A 21,698-nucleotide genomic window follows, 5' to 3' on the forward strand; every position below is an offset into this window, starting at 1 on the left:
TTCCCACCCCCGTCGTCTACCCCCCTAAGATGCTGAAAAGTCGTTCTTTTTATGGGCTATGGATATGTTATATTATTGGCGCTTTTGTCGGGTTGAGTGCCATTGGTATTTCTAGCCCCGTGGGAGAAGAAATTATTGAAATCGACCCAAGATGGGCTGCGGGGAGTGTTTCCCTTTTTGCCTTGTTTAATGGCGTGAGTCGTCCCCTGTTTGGCTGGTTAAGCGATCGCTTTCCTCCTCGGTATGTGGCGATCGCTTCTTATACCCTGATTTTAATCGCCTGCATTTTAATGGTTAATGCCCAGTCAGGACAGATAGTTACCTATTTAATTGCTTTCTGTCTATTTTGGTTTTGCTTAGGAGGTTGGTTAGCCCTTGCGCCTACTACCACCCTGCGATTATTTAACCCTGATGACTACGCCCAAAATTACGGTATTGTCTTCACCGCTTACGGTATAGGCGCTTTATTAGGAACCTTGGTAGCCGGTAGTATTCGCGACTGGTTTGGTAGCTATACTTATGCCTTTTATCCCATGGGAATATTAGCCATTATCGGCACCATAGTAGCTACTTTTATGCTGAAACCAGACAAGAGTAAACCAACCAATAATTGATAATCAACTCCCTCCGACTCCCTCTCGGTCTGGGAGAGGGTTGGGTAGCGCAGTTAAATTTGTGTTAAATTTAACCAGATTAACTAATCGGGTAGGCTAAAATGCGATCGGCATCTACTTCGGGTCATATATGAGGCTAATTAGATTAATTAGACAAAAGCTGATCAAGTCCGGGTCTCAGACTGAATTGCTAATCCATTTTGTCCTGTTAGGATTTACCATAATGGTCGCCCAAGCCATTGGTATGACCTTAGGGCGATCGCTATTTTTAGCCAAAGCCGGCGCCGAAAGTCTCCCTTTATTTTTCATCATCATGCCATTAATTTTAATGGTAGTTTCCGGTGGTTTTACCGCCATCATAGACCGCTTCAACCGTCCGCGACTGTTTCGCATTGTCTTAGCCGTCGCAGCCGTCTTAATCATCGGTATTCGGCTATTTATCAACCTCGACTTAATCCCCATTTATTTCACCCTATACATTTTCATTTGGTTAATCTATATTCTGCAATTCCGCATCGAGTTTTGGACACTTTTATCAGACTATTTCACCAACTTAGAACTTAAACAATACACAGCTATTATCTACCTGGGAACCACCGCAGGATATTTATTTGGCAGTATTTTGGTCGCCCTCATATCCGATATAGTTACCCTAGAAAATCAGCTATTATTGCTCCCTATTTGTTATGGTATATCCATCGGTCAAATTTATTATTTAGAATCCCATCAAAACCCCCTACCTACCGAATATCAAAAACCCAAAACCCAGACTTCCAATTGGTCAGAAACCTGGCAGACTTTAAGCAAACTCTCCCGCCACTATCCCATTATTATTTTTCTAATTGCTAACGTATTTGGAACCGCCCTAGTCCGAGGTATTGGAGAATTTCAATATTCCACTATTTATAGACAAGAATTCCCCGATAAACAGGAACTCGCCACCTTTTTAGGGTATATTACCGCCGCCCTAACCGCCATTCAATTTCTGATTATTTCTGTAGGGACAACTCCCCTGATCAAAAAATTAGGAGTTCCTCGGACTAACTTAGTCTATCCTGTCATGTTATTAGGCAGTTTTATCGGACTCTTATTTAGCTATAATCTCACCGCCGCCGTCGGAATGCAGCTTACCTATAGAACCCTATTTTATAGTATTTTCCTGCCTCTCACCAACCTTAATTATAATGGCGTTCCGACTAGGTTTGGCGGTAGGTTGCGCGTGTGGGGAGAGGGTTTATTTTCCCCATTAGGACAATCTATAGCTGGCATAATTCTAATGGTATTTTTAGGATGGATTAACCCCTATCAAGTCGTGTGGGTAGGAGTAATTCTCAGTGGTTTCTTAGTAGTTATTGGTTACTTCACCGGAAAAAGCTATGTCCAATCACTTTTGGGAATGTTACGGTCAGGGTCAGTTAACCTAAGTAGAGTGGGAGATGGGTTGTATCTCTCCAATAAATATCGCCCAGAAGTGCGCCAGCTTCTCCAAGATAAGAACCCGCAAAATCAAGTGTTAGGATTAGAGTTACTCCCTTATCTCGAAAACCCCAGGGATTTTTCATCTGATATTGAAAATATTTGGGTCAATGCTGATGACCAAGTGCGTCGGGCTGTCATTCGGTTATTTACCACTAAAAATATGGGCAATAACCTGGAATTTAAAAGCCTCCTATCTTCCCCCAAACCGAAAGTCCGCAGTATGGCTTTAGAATTGTATATCGCCACAGGTTCCCCCCTATCTGCGAGTCGCCTACAAACCTTATTACAGGATGAAAGTTCCGAAGTGCGCGCCTTGGCTTGTGTGGCTATTTCTCAGATTGAAATTGATGGTTCAATTCAAGAACTTTATCACCAAGTTTGTCCCACTCAACCCGATATTCCTACCCGGAGAGCATTATTAAGGGCGGCGGGAGAAAGTCGTAACCCTAAACTAATTCCTCTGTTAACAGAAGTCCTGAAAAATGCCCCCCCAGATATTAAGCGTAAGGGTTTATTGGCTTTGGTTGAATTGTGCGATTATGAACCTCTTAAATGCGGACAAATTGCCGCATATGAACTTAATCACAATAGCCCTTCCGTGAGGATAGCAGCTTTACAGGTTTTCCAGAAAATTGATGATCAACAATGGTTAATTACAGTTTCTCGCTATTTGGAAGATGAGGATATCGCCGTCAGACAACAGGCGGCTAAAACTCTCAGTTGTTATGGTAATCAAGGATTAGCAGTATCGCGAGATTACCTTTTATCATCCCGTCCTGAAGTCGTGAAATCCGCGATTTTAGCTATTGGTTTGGTGCGGACAAAAACCGCTGAGAATATTCTTTATAATTTTATCCAGTCCGACTTAAAATTGATTAATCGCACCCGGATATGGCAACAACATATTGATGCTGATAACTCCCTTTTTGAAATGTTGCAAGTCGCTATCATAGACTACCAAAATTCTATAATTGAACGAGTATTTTATATCCTCTCTAGTTTGGGACAAGAATCAACTGTCAATGCTGCTAAAGTTTTGTTATCAAGTTCTGATAAAAGAGCGCGTTCTCATGCCGTGGAAACCTTGGTTTCTTTGAAACAAGGGCGGTTTCTTCGTCCTCTAATGCCACTGTTAGAAAAAATGGCAACCGGAGAAAATCTCACCGCTTCTCAGGGAATTTCTAATATTAAGAAATACTCGGTTTTATTGGAGGTTTTAGAGACCAACAATCATTGGTTAAAAATGGGGGCTTTGATGGCTTTTGCGGGTATTCCTGGGGCGATCGCTCAATCTGACCCTGACCCGATTATCAGTAAAATCGCCCAATCTTTAGTATTAAAACCTCAGCAGTTATCAATTTCGGAGAATTTTATGATTGACCGCTTACTGTTACTCAAAAATGTTTCCCTATTTCAAACCTTGTCCTTAGATGAAATTTTGCTAATTGATAATGCTTTGGAGTCCGCCGAATATTTACCCGGAGAAATTATCTTTTCCGAGGGAACTTTGGGAGAACGTTTTTATATTATTGTCCAGGGAAAAGTCCGCATTGTCCGAGAAGTTGAAGGGGAGGAAAAAGAGTTAGCCCTATTAGAAGCAGGTCAACATTTTGGCGAGATTTCTTTGTTTGAAGACTTTTTGCGATCGGCTAATGCGATCGCTGCTGAACATTGTGTATTACTCACCTTAGAAAAAACCCGTTTTGTTAGTCTAGTAACCCAGCGACCCCAAATTCTTTGGGAAATCTGTAAATTCCTCAGCCAGCGTCTCCGGGATGTCAACTTAACCGCCCGTTAAATAGCCCTATCAGGGGTGATTATACATCAAAACCCCTGATAATTATCCCCTTTAATTAGCCGTCAATAACTCCGCTAATCCCAAATATTTAACCCCTTGGGGAGTCACATCAAAACGACAGGGCAAAATTTCAACTCCCGCCGCGATCGCCTGTTTAAATAAACCACCATAAACCGGGTCTGCTGCATCTCCGGGGGCAAATTTCGGACAATCTCCACGATTAATAAAATACAACATGACCGCCCGATCTCCACCCTTCACAATATCAATTAACTCCGTTAAATGTTTTTGTCCTCTCTCCGTGACCGTATCAGGAAACAAAGCCAAATCACCCTGACACCAGGTAGTATTTTTCACCTCCAGATAAATCAGTTGTTCATCTGCTTCTAACAGAAAATCCACCCGACTTTTTCCCCCCACACCATATTTAACTTCTCGCCTCACCTTTGTATATCCCCCCAACTGAGAAAATAAGCGTTTTTGCAAAGCCAGCCCCACAATTCGATTAGGAAGACTCGTATTAATTCCCACCCAAGTAGGTTGATTATCTCCCACTTGGATTAATTCCCAAGTGTAGGCTAATTTGCGCTTAGGGTTATCACTCTTCGACACCATAACCGGATTTTCGGGAATACAAACCCCCGTCATCGGGCCAGTATTGGGACAATGGGCGACAATCACCTCCCCAGAATTTAACTTAATATCTGCCATAAATCGTTTATACCGCTTAATTAAGACTCCGCTATAAAGTTCCCCATAGGAATAAATTAAAGATTCGCTCATGATGACTTGAAAAATAATCCGAAACTGAGTTATAATAATAACAGTACATTGAAATTGGCATTAGGACAGACCCCATATGACCACTACAGCCAAGTCTCCCTCCCAGCCTAATCATTTTCCCACTTTAGAAGATATCCGATATGGCTTACCTAATATTTGCGGTTGGGAAGCAGATATCACCGCCGTAGTTAATCATAGCGATCGCCTTTTTCAACCCCTTAGCAACTTAAACCTAGACCAAATTACCGCCGGGTTTGCTTGCGCCCTCCATATGCACCAACCCACCATTCCAGGGGGCGAAAATGGCGCATTAATTAGCAACCTGCAATATATGTTTGAACACCCCCATCAAGGCGATAATCATAACGCCGAACCCTTCGCCTGGTGTTATAAACGCATGGGGGAATTTATCCCCGAATTAGTAGCCAATGGCTGTCATCCTCGGATTATGTTAGACTATTCGGGAAACTTGCTATGGGGACTGCAACAAATAGGGCGAAATGATATCCTAGACACCCTCAAAAATATTACCTGTAACCCCCAATACTGGGTGAATGTGGAATGGTTGGGCACTATGTGGAGTCATGCAGTCATTCCCTCCACTCCAATTCGTGATATCAAATTACATATTCAGGCTTGGCAACATCATTTTGCCGCTATTTTTGGCAGGGATGCTTTAGCCAGAGTCAAAGGTTTTTCACCCCCAGAAATGCACCTCCCCAACCATCCTGATACACTCTATGAATATATTAAATCCCTCAAAGAATGTGGTTATAAATGGTTAATGGTGCAGGAACATTCGGTAGAACGCCTAGACGGTGCGCCACTGCATCATGATGACAAATATATTCCCAATCGTTTAATCGCCCGCAATTCTCATGGGGAAACAGTTAGTATAATTGCCTTAATTAAAACCCAGGGTTCTGATACCAAATTAGTGGCACAAATGCAACCCTATCATGAGGCTAAAGGTAGGGGATTACAGAAATTAGGGGAATACATGGTTCCCAGTTGTGTGACTCAAATTGCTGACGGGGAAAATGGCGGCGTGATGATGAATGAATACCCTAGGGATTTTATGCCTCTCTGGTCTCAGATTAAAAATAATGGTCGGGGAACTCCTGGGGTGGTAGGTTTAAATGGTACGGAATATTTAGAAGTGTTAGAAGCGGCGGGAGTGCAGCCAGAAGACTACCCAACTTGTCAGGCGATACAACAGCATCGAATTTGGGAAAAGATAGATTCTATTACGCCGGAAGCTGTGGAAAATGCGATCGCTCATTTACAGGAAACAGACCCCCAATTTAACATAGATGGTGCATCCTGGACTAATCATTTAAGCTGGGTACAGGGATATGAAAACGTATTGGAACCCATGAACCAACTTAGTGCTGATTTTCACCGCAAATATGACCCCCTAGTTAAGCAAGACCCCACCACAACCCGCCAACCAGACTATCAGCAAGCCTTGTTATATAACCTACTATTACAAACCAGTTGTTTTCGCTATTGGGGACAGGGAATGTGGACGGACTACGCCAGGGAAATTTACCACAGAGGTCAACAGTTAGTTAATTGATAATTTATCATTTATCATTTAATAAACCCACCATTACCAATATGTAGGGGCGGGTTCCACGGTCAATTAAATCGGACCACCAGGGGATAAATAAACSCGCCCCCACCCGCCATTACCAATTATCATTATCAATATGTAGGGGCGGGTTCCACGGTCAATTAAATCGGACCACCAGGGGATAAATAAACCCGCCCCCACCCACCATTATCAATTATCATTACCAATATGTAGGGGCGGGTTCCACGGTCAATTAAATCGGACCACCAGGGGATAAATAAACCCGCCCCCACCCACCATTATCAATTATCTTAGCCTTTCTTTTTGTCATATTCACGTTTGAGTAAACCAGCGATACCGAAGGCTAAACCAGTTCCCAAGATGGTAAAAGGTTCTGGAACCGCAGTAGTCTCAAAATCAAATTGTGCAGTGTTGTTGGTTTGGTCAATTCTAATTAAGCCTTGAAAACCACCTGTACCTTTAACTTGATTATCGCTTTTAAATAGGGCTTCAGCCGCGATATTAACAAACCTCATACTACCTGAGATGAAGTCATCCTCAATACTAATTGATCTTAAATCCATAGACCATTCAGATAAACCGCCCACGTCATCAAAGCGCAAGAAATCAATAACTTGATTAGTGCTGCCGAAGTCTGTATCTCTAATGATATAACGAGAGTCAATTGCTGAATTAGTGGTATAGTCAACAAAAACCCCTGTAGCTGTATGGTTATCAATACCAAAATTACCAGTAGGACCCCCGGCATTACCAGCAGCATCTAGGAAGTCGAAATTTAGGGAGGTGCTATTATCGCCAATTACGGTAAAAATGGAGTTGGCTGTAAAGCGATCGCCTGGGGAAAAAGTCAAGGCTTGAGCGGGTGCAGCAGCTAGGAATGATAGACTAGCAATGGATAAGGAAACTGTGGCACATTGGACCTGATGTTGTAGTTTCATCTTCTGTCAACCCTATTTTCCTAAAAGAATTATGCTTTTAGTATGGCAACTCTCCAGGCCAATGTCTAGCACACTTAGGGCATTTTATCAACACATTACATAAAAATACGGTTCAGCTTCACATAAAAGGGGGTTTTGTAAAGCAGCAACCGTAAAATCACGGTATGACCCCAACCGAAAAACAAACCCGCCCCTAGGTTGATGTTTCTGACGGGCAGGCTTAGTATATGTCAACTGGTGAGAAACCTTAACAGGCTGTTGATAGCCTTAGCTTTCCTTTTTGGAGGGTTGACGTTTCAGCAAGCCAGCCATCATTCCGAAAGCGACTCCAGCGCCAATAATGCCCATGGGTTCGGGGACAGAAGTAACTTCAAAATCAAATTGTGCGGTATTGAATTCGCGGTCAATTCTGATCAAGCCTTGATAGCCGCCGCCACCTTGTGCTACATTATCGCCTCTAAACAGGGCTGTGGCATAAATATCGACAAACCGCATATTATTAACAGCACTATCGCTGACGACATTGATGGATGTCAAATCCATAGACCACTCATCTAAACCGCCAAGACCATCATTAAAGGTTAAGAAGTTGGCTACTTGGGTGGCGCTACCAAAATCAACGTTTTGAATGGTATATTCTGAGCGAACTTGGGAACCTGTGGTGTAGTCTACAAAAGAACCCACAGCAGTAAAGTTATCAATGCCGAAGTTCCCCGGCCCACCAGTGTTGCCGTCTACGTCGAGGAAGTCAAAAAATAGAGATGTGGAAGAATCTCCGACTAATGTAAATTGGGCGTTGGCGGTAAAGCGATCGCCAATATTAAATGTAACAGCTTCAGCGGGTGAGCTGGTTAAAACAGATACGCTGGCAACAGATGCAGCAATGGCAGCAAATTTAATTTGGTTCAGTAAAGTCATCTCTGGTGTGTGTCCTACTACTTGCTATAACTACATTCTACCAAGTGCCCACAGCTACTGTCTACCCCTAAAAGCTGATTTTACGAAGACATTACATAAAAATACGGTTCAGCTTTACATCAAAGGGGGTTTGGTAAAGCATGACCCGTAAAATTACTGATGCGCCCCAGTGTCTGTAGTTAAAAATACTGACATGACATAGGGCGACCACAGAGACGCGCTTAGGCTTTGAGGCTAGATTTCTTTTTCTTCTTGTCGTGTTCACGCTTGAACATACTGCCAAAACCCAAAGCCATACCTGTACCCAAAATAGTCAAAGGTTCGGGGACTTGTTCGACATTACCTACACCGCCGCCTGCGCCAGCTAATTCAAAGCTACCGTCAGTAGTTTGGAATTTAACGGGAAAATCAAGGAGGTTCGCGCCAATGGTAGTGGTCCCGCTGGTAAAGTCGCCTCCAATCCTTAATCGTAGACTATCAGATGCACCAGCAGCTAAAGCACTGTTCTGGGAACCACCATTACAACCCTGGGTGAAAATACAAATGTCAATTTGTTTAAAACCACCGGGGAAGGTTTGTTGAGCGCTCCTAACTTGAGCCCCACTGAAGTTAGTGCCACTTTGTAGGAGTTCAACACTGGTGGCGTTGGGGTCGATACCGAATCCAAAACTAACAATACCAGCCTCGGTAAATGTTTGGGTGAGTGCTGTGGTGTTGCTAATATTGATGGTCAGGTCAAGATAGCTACTGGTAAAGCTATCAACCTTAAAGGTAGAAAATGCACTCAGGTCTTGACTAAGGCTACCGGAAGGATCAAAGTTTCGATCCAGGAACCAGTCAACCTGAAAGGTTGATCCTATATCATTGGTGGTAACTCCGACCTGCCACAGGTCTTGTTCGGGATTTCCGGCTTGATCTCCGGTTCTGGTAATATTAAAGGCGGCAGCGGGTAAAAATGCGGAAGAAACGATGGCTACACTGGTGGCTAATAAAGCTGTACCAAATAAATAATTTGTTTTCATGGGTGGGAATAGGTTTTAGTTGAAAGGATGTTTGTAGTAATCAAAAATATTAACTACATAAGTGATATATATATGGAATTGAAGAAAAACAAAAGATGATCGGAGGCAATTTGTCTATACTTTTACAAAGTCGATCGCTTATCTTTACATAATATGGTCAATTGTAAATCTTTGACAGGATGATTGACTAATCACTAAATATGTGGTAACAAAGCACGGCTCAAGCTATCAGTATGAGGGGGAATTTGTTGGCCAAGTTAAAATACCCCGATCGCCATCTAATTCTACTTCTAAGCCGACAGGTAAAATAGGATTGGGGCCGTCATGACCAAAGCTAAGATTAGCGACAATGGGGATATTCAGGTCAAAAAGGCGATCGCGCAATACTTGTTGAACGGAAAAATCCCCAGGGGAGTTAAAGGGAGACCCGGACTGACTAAAGCGCCCCAAGGCGATACCAAGGACATCCTCAAAGGCTCCTATGGTGCGCCAGTAGGTTAACATTCTATCTAGGCGGTAGGGTTCCTCGTTGACATCCTCAAAGGCGAGGATAGCATTAGTTAAATCCGGTTGATGGGGGGTTCCTAATAGATAGGTAGCCACAGTCAAATTACCAGGAAATAGGCGACCGCGTACTTTACCGCCGCCCCACCCGTCTCCGTGGAGAGGTTTTAAGGGTTTACCTGCTAGATAGTCAAATAAACGAGCGATCGCCCAATCAGGTTCTTGGGCTAAAGTGGTTAAAACCGGGCCATGAATGCCTAAAATATTTTCCTGTCGGGACAAAGCCCACAATAGGGCGGTAATATCAGAAAACCCGATTAAAAACTTAGGGTTAGTGGAGGGGGGAATATCAGCAATAGATAACCCTTCCAGGAGTCTAGTCGCGCCATAGCCCCCCCTAGCACAGAGAATACCTCGGCTGTAGTCATCGCCAATGGCATCTAAGAGTTGACGGCGGCGATCGCTATCGGTTCCGGCGAAATAACCCCAACTGCGATCGTAACCAGAAGTGAGGCTAATTTGATATCCTTGCGATCGCCAAATATCTAAACCTGTTTCTACAGATAATGGTTCCCGAATTTTGCCACTCGGAGCAATGACGCGCAAGCGATCGCCGGGTTTTAACTCCTCAAATGTCATGGTCGCTATCATCCTCCTGAGTAGAATCATTAGGGGAACTATCGGGTAATTCTGGGGGGGTGTCTGCTGCTATTAACACCTGATCAGATTCGGAAATATCGGAACTTTCGAGTATAGGTTGACTCAAAGTCCAGTTATCAAAAATATCCTTTAATACGGCTTGTTCCAACCAAGTTTTGGTGACGACGGCCAAAGGAAGGGCGAGAACCAAACCCCCAAATCCCAGAAATCTGGCAAAAAACAATTGTGCCATCAAGGTAGCGGCTGGGAGTAGAGAAATTTGTCTCTGCATAATCATGGGACTGAACCAATAACTCTCCAAGTTCTGAATAATAATATATGCGACCAAGACTAAAAAGGCTTTACCGGGGGAGTCTAAAAGAGCGACGGAAACGGGAAATACGACACTCAAGGTGGGGCCGATATTCGGAACTAGGTTAAACACGCCAGCTAACAAGGCATGGGCGAGAACAAATTCGACATTTAATATGGTTAAACTGATATAACTCAGAGTAGCGATAAACACAGAATTAATGGCAATTCCGCGCATCCACTGCAAGAGGGAAATTTCACAGAGACCCAAAATTTCATCGGCTCTGCGGCGATAAAAGGAGGGAAATAAGCGCACCACTAGCCGCCGATAGGAGGCGGGATTGGCGACTAACATGAGGGTAAAAACAAAGATTAATAGACCCTGTAGGAGTGTGTTAACGGAGAAGTTAAAGACGGCGAAGAAATTGCCGAGGATATTCTGAGCCAGGGGCCCAACTTGTCTAGCAATTTCGGTAAAGCCGGGGAGTCTCAAGTTAATTTCTGGGAGCCAAATCGGAGGTTGTTGGAGGGTTAAATCAATCCAACGGGTGAATCTTTCATAGCCTCTAGGAACCAAGTTGAGCAGTTGTTGAAACTGGTCTAAAAAGGGAGGCATAATTAGACTAAAAAACATAATGCCCAAAAAGGACACTAAGCTGATAGCTAGGAAGACGGCTTTACCGCGACTCAGCCTAAATCGTTGTAGCCAGCGCACTAAACCATTAAGGGCGATCGCCAAGATAACTGAAGTAAATAACAGTAAGAGAATATGTCGAAATTCCCATAAAATGGTTAGGGAAATGGCTAGAAATAAAAAGGCGATCCAATCTCCAAGTTTCACTATTTAACTCCCATTGATGCGCTTGCCAACTATGATGATGGTGTTAGATTATCTGATTTTGCCTGTAAATTTGCAGATAATTTATGTTCGCCATCTAACAGAAACAACCAAACCACTACTACCAACCAGTGAAACAAAACTGGAATTAACAAAGACCCGGTTAAAGTATAGGCGATCGTGCAAGCTAATCCCAAAATTGTAGCTAAACTTAAAAATGGGGTTTGGCAAAAGGTAGGATTTCCGGCTCGATTATAAGTTAAAGCGGCGATGGGGTGGGAAATTATAAACAGAATGAGGCTGAAAGCCGCCCAAAATAGCCATATCAGGGGCGAGAGAGCTTCTGTGGGGGGAGGTATTAACAGCACGCGAAAGAGGGTTTCCTCAAGCAGTGCGGGGGTGATAAATAGCCAAATCATAGCCCCTAGGAGTCGCAGGGGGTGAAAATCTATGGGGTTCCATTTGAGAAAATTCATGGAGAAGCCGAGGGGAAGGGCGATCGCACTATAAACCAGAAAGGTGGCGGCTAAAATCCACCAATCTGATGGGGTGGGAAGGGCTGTAGCCATTACCAAACGGTTTAAGAGATTTGCCAAAATGGACATTTGATAAGCACCTCTAAATTTAGGCGATCGCCATAGCTATTTGTTATCGTTGGCTAAATTGTCCTAACTGTTGGGTGAAGGATTCCCAGAAAGCCTGTTCTTCTCCGATTCTGGTAGTATTTAAACCAGCGTTAAGACTACCTCGGAGGTTTTGGTAATAAGTATCATCTAAAAATGTGATCTCAAGACCAGCGATCGCTAATCGTCGCTGCAAGTCTTCCTGGGTGTAATCTCGGCCATCAATTAAAGCACCTCGCGGGTCAGATACCAATAATTTGCCATTGACAAACACCGAATTAACCGGGTTTGGCCACCAAGCATATCCGGTATAACCAAACATGGCTGGGACTTCGACAATTTGCTCATCATCAAGTTTAAATTCCTGTTTTAACTGATTGATTAAAGGGGTAATTTTTTCGCGATGCAACCTCAAATTATGCTGCATTAATAGTTCATTATTCAGGGCGGCTCTCACTGTGGTTTGGGTGCTTAAAGTGCGATTAATTGCTGCGCCTTCATAACCTTTTTGGGCTAATTGCCGCAATAAATTTACCCCTTCTTGGGGACTAACGACTAGCATTAAGGGTTTACCTGATGCTGTCGGAACAAATGTAATTAGTTCATCTACTTGGCGAGTAATTAACCAAGAGGTGTCAATTTCTACGGGGGGCCACTGAACTTGTTGGGCTTCTAAAAAGGCTAAAATATCGGGATTGATAGTTTCGCCGTCGGCTTTTCCGTAGTAAATACGCCCCATAGGATAGCCGGGAAGAGGTGGGGTAACATTAAGGTTGCCATAGAAATCTAACCATTGATTTGGGGAGTCAATTTCGCGGGGTTCTCCTATTTCAGCCCAACCAAAATTTCGCCCTAATAAGGATCTGGCATAATCACCACCGCCAGGGGGACTTAAAGCTACATTGTATTGACGCAAACCATCAGGACTGGGAAATTGTACATAGCCAATGGCGGTGCTATCTCGCATCCAGACGGTTTCTCCTGGGGTAATACGGGTGGGGGTTCCGGTGGGAGCGATCGCATCTTGTAGGGCTTCTACTACGTCTTGATTCACACCGCGATCGCTTATATGTACCTGGGAAACGGGGGCGGTATTAGGAGACATAATCCAAGGTGCGACACCCATTTGGATTTGGTCAGAGGCGATTTCTGTGTCATTTTTACGGGCGATCGCTTTGACATTGACCAAGCCACTCCATTGACCATCAGCGAATTGTTTAGCTTCCACACCGAGGATAATAGTAGGGCTAAATTCCAGGGGAGAAGCACCGGACAAATCAATATATTTCCAGCCGCCAATAGTTTTCTGGAACATATTAATCCGGCGGCGGGAGGCTTCATCAACGCTAATATATATATCTGCGTCTTGATATTCTTCGGAAATCTTAAAGTGAATTTGGGCTAAATCTGCCTCATCATATTCGCCATTAACAATGCGATCGTGACTGTCGGGAATACCACTGCGATCGTCATCATCATTATTAAACAGAATTAAGGGTCCAGCAGATAATGACCATTGGCTAGGGCGCATTTTGTCGAGAGCATCAATTACCCCATCTCGGTTAACATCAGCATGGAGAGCAAAACCGGGAAACTTGGGTTCAGCGACAGAAAACTGAGCAATTTCTCCTGTAGTAGCGGTCGGTTCAGCTTCTGGTTGACTAGCTAGGGCTCGTTGATAGGTGACAATGGCTAAATAGCCCTGGTATTCAACAATTTTGTCAATGGCTTGGGGTTGAATTAAACTATCTGCGGGAATTTGTCGCAAGGAGTCGATCGCACCTATCCACAACTGTTGTGCCATTTCCCAATCCTTGACGGTGGGGTTAGGATATTTGCCAATTTCGACTGCTTCGAGTGCTAATTGGGAGGCTTGTTTCCAGTGTTGGCTGGCTTTTTCTTCGTTACGAATGCGGCTTTCGGTTTGGCGTAGGGCTTGCCGCCAACTCTGATATTGTTGCAGTTGTAGTTCATATTGCCAGGCTTCCTGAACTACCAGGGGGTCAGGGGGGCCAGATACTTGGTCAAGTTGGGCTTGTAGGCGATCGCGTAATTCATATAATTGAGCCACAGATTGGGGATTTTCCCGCACTGTTTCTAAGCGATCTAAGCTAGAGGAAGTTCTGCCATATTCCGATAAGCGAGTTTCCAATTCCCAGATCTTATATTCTACAGGCCCCTCTGTCTCCGCTGCTAGTTGAGCCACTGCATGAGGCGCGGGTACTAAGATAATCCCCACCACAACGCCCAATGTATTGACTAATGCCATCGCTATGTACCGCATCCACCCCATAGTTAACTCCTCAAGCGACGACATTGATTTTACCAGAAAGGCAGTGGGATTTATGCAGAAAGCAAAGTTTGAGGATTGGCGGAAATTTCATCGATGTTATCCACAATTTCAAACACCCTATCTAGTTGGGTAATTTCCAATACCATCTTAGCCACATCCCCCAGGTGGCAAACCACTAAACGACAACCCAATTTTTTAGCTGTTTTTTGAGCCACCACTAAAGCCCCCAAACCAGAACTATCGATAAATTCTACATGGCTCATATCTATGATCCAAAGTCTGGGTGGTTCATAAGTGATTGACAAAAACTGTTTTTTCAGTTCTTCTGAACCTTGGGAATCTAATTTATTCTGAGGCCGAATGATCCAGGGTTTGTTAGCACTCATGACTATTTCTCCTATGTCTAATGAATTTTTGAAAAGTTTTTGGTCAACCTACCACACTTGCCTTTAGACGAGGTAGTTATAGGAAAGATTCCCCTGGTGACAACTACATGGTATCTGACCGAGGTGCCAAATATGTTGTCGTAGGTAACAAAAAATGTGTGTTGGCGATCGCCCCTGCCACACCCAGGGGAGAGTTCCCCCGAGATCAACCACCACAGCTATGGCGGTTATCGAATGCAATATAGCTAAAAATATTATACTATTGTAAAGAATTGCGAAAAAAATATGAAGACACCATTGAATGTCCTTTGAAGTTGTATCACTGGAAACAATTAAGGCGATCGCCCATGAATATGGCTATTGGGCGGTTTTCGGCGGTATCGCCCTAGAAAATGCCGGGGTTCCTCTACCGGGAGAAACTATCACACTGGTGGGGGGATTCCTAGCCGGGAGTGGAGAACTTAACTATTGGTGGGTTCTCGGTTGTGCGATCGCAGGTGCCATCCTAGGGGATAACTGCGGTTACTGGGTAGGGCGCTGGGGTGGTTGGCCGTTTTTGTGTTTATTGGGTAAGTTATTCCGCATCAAGGAAGAACAACTAATTGAAGTCAAAGACCAATTCAGCCAAAATGCAGCTAAGGCCGTTTTTTTAGGTAGATTTGTGGCCCTCCTGCGAATTTTTGCCGGCCCCCTAGCCGGAATTGCTGGGATGAAATACTGGAAATTTTTTCTATGTAATGGTGCTGGGGCGATACTCTGGGCTTCTGTAATGGTTAGCCTTGCCTATTTTGTCGGTCAGGTTGTCCCTTTACCCCAATTAGTTTCTTGGGTGGGTGAATTTGCGATCATTGCTCTGTTATTGGTGGTGGCTTGGTTTGTGATTCCCATGTGGTGGGAGTCTCGCCAGGCGAAAAATATTTAGGGATACAAAAAAAATCCCCGCTCTCCTATGAACGGGGAACCTAGGTAAAATTAACAGAGGCTCAAATTAGCTCTAGCTGCGATCGTTAGCCAAAACCGGCTCAAAACTAGGAACGACCAGTTCATCATTTTGTTTGGTCAACTGGTTGTAAAGCAGCTCTGTATTGGGGAAATTAGCAGCAGGAAGCGTGGGGAAACGCCGATAAGGAACAGTATCCTCGCCAAACACCTGAGCATACTCCATGCTGTTAACCATTGCGCCAATAAACGCCTTCAGACCCTGAGAAGCCAAGATTTGGTTATACTTGCGAATCTCCGCCTGATTAAGGGGAGCGCGACCCAAGAAGTGCTTAGTTCCCAACTCAATCACCTTAGTATTGGGATAGGGAGTGTAGAACTCGCGGATATACAAAGCAGAAGCTCCCAAGGCTTCGACGAACTCCTTAACGGTAATTTCGCCATTACCAAGTTTACTTTCGAGAGCGGTAAACTCTTTCTTAGTAACATAGGGGTCAATATCTCGCTCGAAAATCTGCCGATAGATAGCACCAATTGTAGTTTGGAGCGCCACCTTATCAGTCACATTGGTGAGTTTAAACACCTTAGACTGTTCGCGACGCTTGTTAACTCCCTGTTTAATCTGGTTATCGATTTCCAGTTCACCTTTCATCTGGTCAGTAGGAGTTCCCAACTCCACAAACCTGGGAGTAGGTTCGTCTTTAACCATAGTCATCTTCTCAGCCAGGGTTCCCACACGCATAGAACGCAGAGACAGACCACCCGGAGTCAGATAACGCTCATAGGGAATAGTATCTTCCCCAAAGGCTTCGTTATACTCAACGGAATCAATAATGGCATCCACCAGAGCATAGAAACCCTTTTTAGAGCAAAGGTCAAAGTAGGAATTCATTTCCTGTCGTCCATAGGTGGGTCGTCCCAACAGACGGCGGTGAATGTATTCGATCGCCTTACAAACATAAAGGGAAGTCCAATACATATTGCGGAACACATCAGACTTCGCCAGAATGCGGATAAACTCCCGAACCGTGATATCCCCATTTTCCAGCTTAATCTCAGCCACAGTTTGGCGCTGACCAGAATACAGTTCCCGACCAAACACCTGCAAATAAGCCGCTCGGATCACCTTCTGAGTGGAACTTTCAGAGAACTTAACACTAGCGCCACTGTTCCCACCCTTGTTGCTAAATTTACTCGAAATATAACCACCGGGAAGTTGATCGAGCTTAAACACCTTGGGACCGAGAGAACCCGGAGCATTCCCACGAGCGCCAGGGTTGCTCAATTGGTTATCAATTCCGGCTCCATTGTGAATTAGAATCCGGCGAGTATCCTTACCAAAGGGAGCCGGACGATTTTGGGGAGAGCGGGTTTCTTTCGGGAAAATCGCCCCAAACTGAATTTCTAAAGGATCGTTACCAATACCATAGACGTGCTGATCTCGCAGAGGCTGTTTATAGTCACCAAACAGAGTAACAAACTGCGGAACCTTACGGAAAGGCGCACTGTAGTTAAACAGGTCAATTTGAGGACCCCAGTTGCGGCACTCTTGGGCTTCCGTACCCAGACCCCGCAGATAGGGCACGGTTTCTTCACCAAAGTAATCAGCATACTCGGTTGAATCAACCATAGCATCCACCAGAGCAGCCAAACCGCCTTTAGTGACGATCGCAAAATATTTGCTAAACTCTTCTGGAGAACTCAAACCCCGTCCCAAGAAGTGACGCGCCGCCAGTTCCACCACCCGGCTGTTGACAAACCGCGAGTAGAACTGCTGGCGATACAGAGGAGACTTACCCAAACGACGGATAAACTCCTTAGTGCTAATTTCGCCATTTTTAAACTTGGATTCCAGGTCAGAAATTCCTTGGCTATAAGCGCGGGTAATATCACGCTCAAACACCTGCCTATAAGCAGCTTTCACCACATCTAGTTTTTCTGATGAAGACATACCCGACTTCATCACAAACTTCTGGCGAGCCTCAGCCGCATTAAAGTAAATCTGAGGCAATTCCAAGCCTTGCTGATCAACACTCTGACCTTGACGGACTTTGTTAGAAGGGGTTGCGCCTTCAAATTCGCTAATCAGAACATTGAAGTATTGCAGGGCAATTTCCTGACCTTCTTTGTCATTTTGCAGATATCCCAGAGCCGATCGCCGCATTTCCTGTAAGGCCACCAAAGTCGCCGCACTAGAACAGGCATTTTCGATAATTTCCCGCAAACCACGCACGTTAACCGCGATGATATTAGGATCACCCGCCACGATCGCGTAAGTGGTATAACGCAAGAACCAGCTCAAATCCCGCAGGGATTTAGTCATATTTCCCGGACCATAGCGGGAGACATTAATGGGACGGAACCCCGGCGGCAGGAATACTGCAGGGCCAGTTCCTGAATCTTGGAACAGGGACTTGATACCATCAAAGAAGCCACCTCCCCGGTTGTCCACATAGGAAATTGTTCCCAGCTTCATCCCTTCGGCGACTTCCATATCCCCACTACCCGCCGCAGCCATAGCCATTTCTGGCTCTTCGGGTCTTTCCAAAAACGCCAAAGGGGAGCCTCCCGTAAAAATCCGGTTAGCTGCCCTAGACACAATTAATTCTGCGTTTTGGGTGAGAACTTGGGCGATCTCCAGACGTTTGGCCCCAGAACTAAAGTAAGTTGCTAAATCACTAAGTTCAGTTTTCCCCAAGTAGCGATCTTGTTGTTCGGCTTGAGAAATTGTTGAAACTGGGACGGTTTTGTAAAGTTGCGGACGCGCAACTGAGCTGCCACCACTTGCCTTAACACTCATTCGATCTCTATCGCTCCCTATTCACAGTCATTACACTACGGGCATATTACATACACCCTATAACAGGTCATTCTACCCAAGCTCAAGGATCACTTAGACTCCACCGCCAAGTTGAACTGGCTGGGGCTATTGCTCCTTGAGTTGTTAACCTGGTTAATCTTTTTACAGATAATTACAGCTAAAATGTTTTTGGCTGCAATCCTCGCATTTTATTAAATCGCGTATCCAGACCTATTGTATAGACTTACCAGAACTTATCTGAGAAAAAACGATAAGTTTTGTTACATGACCAACACCCTAGAGATTTATGGTCTACTGGGGGCGATTGTAGGGTATTCTGAAAAAGCACGTTCGCTTGCTTGCTTGGGTTGTTGTCTGTTGGTTTTGATCATGGAAGAAATTAGCGCTGCTGTCAAACGGCTTTACGATATTTACCCTTTTCCCCCCGACCCTTTGTTAAATGAACCGCCACCGGGTTATAACTGGCGCTGGTGTTGGTCAGCAGCATACGGATTTTGTACGGGACAAAAACCCCAAAAAACCAAAATTCGGATTTTGGATGCCGGTTGTGGGACGGGTTCGAGTACCGAATATCTGATTCAGCTTAACCCAGAGGCTGAGGTTTTGGGTATTGATTTGAGTTCAGGAGCGATCGCTACCGCTCAAGAACGCTGTCGGCGCTCCGGGATATCTACTCGGGGAACTCCAGAGCCTCAATTTAAACAGATGAGTCTCTATGATGTGGGACAACTCGAGGGAGAGTTTGATTTGATTAACTGTGTGGGGGTACTCCATCACCTACCAGACCCCATTCGGGGTATCCAAGCCTTGGCTTCTAAATTAGCGCCCGGGGGATTATTACATATTTTTGTTTATGCTGAGTTGGGTCGCTGGGAAGTCCGACTTATGCAGCAGGCGATCGCCTTACTACAAGGGGACAAACGCGGCGATTATCACGACGGCGTAAATGTGGGGCGCAAAGTTTTTGAAGCCTTACCCGAAGATAACCGTCTAGTCCTGTATGAGTCCGAACGTTGGGCTCTGGAAAATCAGCGAGATGAGTGTTTTGCTGATATGTATGTCCATCCCCAAGAAATTGACTACAACATTGACACTCTGTTTGAGTTGATTGATAGCTCTCAATTGGAATTTGTCGGTTTTTCTAATCCTGAGTATTGGGATATTAATCGCCTGATTGGTAAATCCCCCGAACTTATCGAAAGGGTGGAAAATTTAAGCGATCGCCAACTATATCGCCTCATTGAGTTATTAGACCCCCAAGTTAGCCATTATGAGTTTTTCCTGGCTCGTCCCCCTTTACCCAAGGCTAATTGGTCTGATGATAGCGCTTTATTAGCTGCCATTCCTCAGTTAACCTACTGTTTGAATGGTTGGCCGAGTCAAACAGTATTTGATTGCAATTATCACCTGGTGACATTATCAGATGATGAGTTTGAGTTTCTCAAAGCCTGTGAAACTAATTCAACTGCTGATGGTACCGTAGAAAATCCCCGCACTGTCGGTGATATTCTGGCTACTGTCCAACTCGATATTTCTGGAGTGCGATCGCTCCTATCTCGACAGTTTATCCTCCTAACTCCCACCTCTTAGCAGGGGGGGTGAATCAATCAATATTAGCCAGATTCATAATCACTGCCTCCAAGCCAGAAACTACCCTAGCGAGGTGGTTATAGTTAACCATTGCTGGGGTATCTTCCTGGCTATGATAGTAGGGATAGCGAAACATAGCCGTATCCGTGACCATAATTCCCGGATAACCCTCCTGCCAGAAAGACCAATGATCCGACCAACCCGCACCCGGAACCGTATTAGGCAAAATCGAGCCTTCTGAGGGAAACAGCGTATGGGTACGGAATGCTTTAACTACTTGCCGGACTAATCCCCCAGACGCGAAGTTACCAACAAATGCGATAAAGTTTCCAGTAATCGGGTAAATATTATTTAATAGCCCCAGGGGGTAGGTTTGACTTCCAGGAGTGTCCGAGTAGTAGCCCATTGTTTCTAAACTCAGCATCGCCACTATTTTCTCATTTCTTTCTCGCGATCGCTTTGCATAAACCCAACTTCCCATGTCTGGAGTCCAGCTAAAGGGTGGTTCTTCATTCACAAATTCCACAAATCTTAGAGTTTTTTGGGGATGGGTTGCCGCGAAATAATCGGCTAGTGCTAAGACCGCCGCCGCTCCTGATCCGTTATCATTAGCCCCAGGAGATCCTACCACAGAATCATAGTGAGCCCCAATCACTATAATTTCTTCCCCCAGGGCTTCCCCTGGTATTTCTACCTCTAAATTGGTAAATTGGCGATCGCCAATCAGATATTCTTGGCGTTGGACTGTATAACCAGCTTGGGTTAGTCTACTTTCCAGGTAAGCCTCAGTTTTGAGAAGATTATCGTAGTATATATAGTTGTGTTCTCCCGCCCCAGCGATCGCTTCTACGTCTTGTCGTAGGCGATCGCTAACTTCTTCCTGGTGTCTTGTCAGGGGTGGAAGTGTACCTTTGTAGCTTTTTCCTGGCATCAATATCATGATTACTCCCCTTTCCCATAGTAGGGCGATCGCTAGACTTATCAATCACGAAAATAACTTCGGTGTACCTTAGCACAGTAAATGTTAATCATTTCCCAACTTAATGATAGATTAAGTCTATCATCTTAATGGAGTCCACGCTTCATGCTACCTGTCACCATTGGAATACGGACAATCCTCACCCGATTTTGTCGTTTGTTAATTGTGATTACCATTGAATCATGGCTTCTGAGTGGTTATCTGAATTTTTCCCCCCGCAAAAGTGTCGAATATGCCGCCGTCATTAATTTGTTAGCAGAAATCGTCGGAATTATGAGCTTTTTTATAATAAAGGCAGTGATTCCTGGCTTTGTTCATAAGGATTTTATCGTCTATATAATGGTCGGAGAAACTCCCCAATTTTCCCTAACCTTGTTACTCATTACGATGGTTTATTTTTTGTTGTATTTAGCCATTAAAATGAATGGATTTGCCTTGTATAAATTTTTATGCGAAATCCCCCCGAAAAAAGATAAGCCTGAGCCAAAAAAATCTCAAAGTCCTCTGATTTTTTCCATGAATCAGGAAACTCAAATCATTATTCGCTCTCTTGTCCGCGCACACACTATTAGTTATGTGTGTATTATAGCCTTAACTGTACTACAAGCTAACGAGGTTTCATAAT

The 21,698-nt window shown here is 44.5% G+C and carries 17 protein-coding genes; 6 read left to right on the forward strand and 11 right to left on the reverse strand.

Going from position 1 to position 21,698, the window contains the following annotated elements:
* A partial coding sequence (locus tag B9T16_RS09840) for an MFS transporter (RefSeq protein WP_410244654.1) occupies window positions 1-614 on the forward strand: 614 nt, incomplete at its 5' end.
* 130 nt (window positions 615-744) lie between these two features.
* On the forward strand, window positions 745-3,891 hold the full coding sequence (locus tag B9T16_RS09845; protein WP_410244655.1) for a HEAT repeat domain-containing protein: 3,147 nt from the start codon (window positions 745-747) through the stop codon (window positions 3,889-3,891).
* Between the two features lie 51 nt (window positions 3,892-3,942).
* On the opposite strand, the gene sfsA is transcribed toward B9T16_RS09845, so the two are convergent.
* The gene (gene sfsA / locus B9T16_RS09850; RefSeq protein ID WP_410244656.1) at window positions 3,943-4,674 is read right to left on the reverse strand and encodes a DNA/RNA nuclease SfsA; all 732 of its coding nucleotides are present in this window, start codon (window positions 4,672-4,674) and stop codon (window positions 3,943-3,945) included.
* 76 nt (window positions 4,675-4,750) lie between these two features.
* On the opposite strand from sfsA, the gene B9T16_RS09855 reads away from it, so the two are divergent.
* The gene (locus B9T16_RS09855; RefSeq protein ID WP_410244657.1) at window positions 4,751-6,253 is read left to right on the forward strand and encodes a glycosyl hydrolase family 57; all 1,503 of its coding nucleotides are present in this window, start codon (window positions 4,751-4,753) and stop codon (window positions 6,251-6,253) included.
* 308 nt (window positions 6,254-6,561) lie between these two features.
* Here the strand turns inward: B9T16_RS09855 and B9T16_RS09860 are convergent, their stop codons facing one another.
* From B9T16_RS09860 to B9T16_RS09895, 8 genes are all read right to left on the reverse strand, one after another.
* Window positions 6,562-7,209 carry a PEP-CTERM sorting domain-containing protein gene (locus B9T16_RS09860; RefSeq protein WP_006616011.1) on the reverse strand — a complete coding sequence of 216 codons (648 nt, stop codon included), beginning with the start codon at window positions 7,207-7,209 and terminating at the stop codon, window positions 6,562-6,564.
* A 267-nt stretch (window positions 7,210-7,476) separates the two neighbouring features.
* Window positions 7,477-8,127 carry a PEP-CTERM sorting domain-containing protein gene (locus B9T16_RS09865; protein WP_410244658.1) on the reverse strand — a complete coding sequence of 217 codons (651 nt, stop codon included), beginning with the start codon at window positions 8,125-8,127 and terminating at the stop codon, window positions 7,477-7,479.
* A 221-nt stretch (window positions 8,128-8,348) separates the two neighbouring features.
* Window positions 8,349-9,149 carry a cistern family PEP-CTERM protein gene (locus B9T16_RS09870; RefSeq protein WP_410244659.1) on the reverse strand — a complete coding sequence of 267 codons (801 nt, stop codon included), beginning with the start codon at window positions 9,147-9,149 and terminating at the stop codon, window positions 8,349-8,351.
* Between the two features lie 228 nt (window positions 9,150-9,377).
* The gene (locus B9T16_RS09875; RefSeq protein ID WP_410244660.1) at window positions 9,378-10,292 is read right to left on the reverse strand and encodes an LD-carboxypeptidase; all 915 of its coding nucleotides are present in this window, start codon (window positions 10,290-10,292) and stop codon (window positions 9,378-9,380) included.
* On the reverse strand, window positions 10,282-11,445 hold the full coding sequence (locus tag B9T16_RS09880) for an AI-2E family transporter (protein ID WP_410244661.1): 1,164 nt from the start codon (window positions 11,443-11,445) through the stop codon (window positions 10,282-10,284). The genes B9T16_RS09875 and B9T16_RS09880 overlap by 11 nt, the downstream gene beginning before the upstream one ends.
* A gap of 29 nt (window positions 11,446-11,474) precedes the next feature.
* Window positions 11,475-12,047, reverse strand: coding sequence for a type II CAAX prenyl endopeptidase Rce1 family protein (locus B9T16_RS09885; RefSeq protein WP_410244662.1), 573 nt, complete (start codon window positions 12,045-12,047; stop codon window positions 11,475-11,477).
* Window positions 12,048-12,090: 43 nt separating this feature from the next.
* Window positions 12,091-14,358 (reverse strand): protein-arginine deiminase family protein, encoded by a 2,268-nt coding sequence (locus tag B9T16_RS09890; RefSeq protein ID WP_410244663.1) that lies wholly within the window; start codon window positions 14,356-14,358, stop codon window positions 12,091-12,093.
* Between the two features lie 50 nt (window positions 14,359-14,408).
* Window positions 14,409-14,744 carry an STAS domain-containing protein gene (locus B9T16_RS09895; RefSeq protein ID WP_006619785.1) on the reverse strand — a complete coding sequence of 112 codons (336 nt, stop codon included), beginning with the start codon at window positions 14,742-14,744 and terminating at the stop codon, window positions 14,409-14,411.
* Window positions 14,745-15,045: 301 nt separating this feature from the next.
* On the opposite strand from B9T16_RS09895, the gene B9T16_RS09900 reads away from it, so the two are divergent.
* A complete protein-coding gene (locus tag B9T16_RS09900) occupies window positions 15,046-15,666 on the forward strand; it encodes a DedA family protein (RefSeq protein WP_006619786.1) in 621 nt (206 codons plus the stop codon).
* 72 nt (window positions 15,667-15,738) lie between these two features.
* Here B9T16_RS09900 and B9T16_RS09905 read toward each other — a convergent pair whose 3' ends face one another.
* Complete coding sequence (locus B9T16_RS09905; protein WP_006619787.1) at window positions 15,739-18,483, reverse strand: phycobilisome rod-core linker polypeptide; 2,745 nt, start codon at window positions 18,481-18,483, stop codon at window positions 15,739-15,741.
* A 390-nt stretch (window positions 18,484-18,873) separates the two neighbouring features.
* Here B9T16_RS09905 and B9T16_RS09910 point away from each other — a divergent pair, with 390 nt between their 5' ends.
* A complete protein-coding gene (locus B9T16_RS09910) occupies window positions 18,874-20,094 on the forward strand; it encodes a class I SAM-dependent methyltransferase (RefSeq protein WP_410244664.1) in 1,221 nt (406 codons plus the stop codon).
* Between the two features lie 13 nt (window positions 20,095-20,107).
* Here B9T16_RS09910 and B9T16_RS09915 read toward each other — a convergent pair whose 3' ends face one another.
* On the reverse strand, window positions 20,108-21,034 hold the full coding sequence (locus tag B9T16_RS09915) for a M28 family peptidase (protein ID WP_410244665.1): 927 nt from the start codon (window positions 21,032-21,034) through the stop codon (window positions 20,108-20,110).
* 144 nt (window positions 21,035-21,178) lie between these two features.
* Here B9T16_RS09915 and fraC point away from each other — a divergent pair, with 144 nt between their 5' ends.
* Entirely contained in the window at window positions 21,179-21,697 is a 519-nt protein-coding gene (gene fraC, locus B9T16_RS09920) for a filament integrity protein FraC (protein ID WP_410244666.1), read from the forward strand.
* The last annotated feature ends 1 nt before the right edge of the window (window position 21,698 follow it).

Source organism: Arthrospira sp. PCC 8006 (assembly GCF_046480465.1).
Classification (GTDB): Bacteria; Cyanobacteriota; Cyanobacteriia; order Cyanobacteriales; family Microcoleaceae; genus Limnospira; species Limnospira platensis.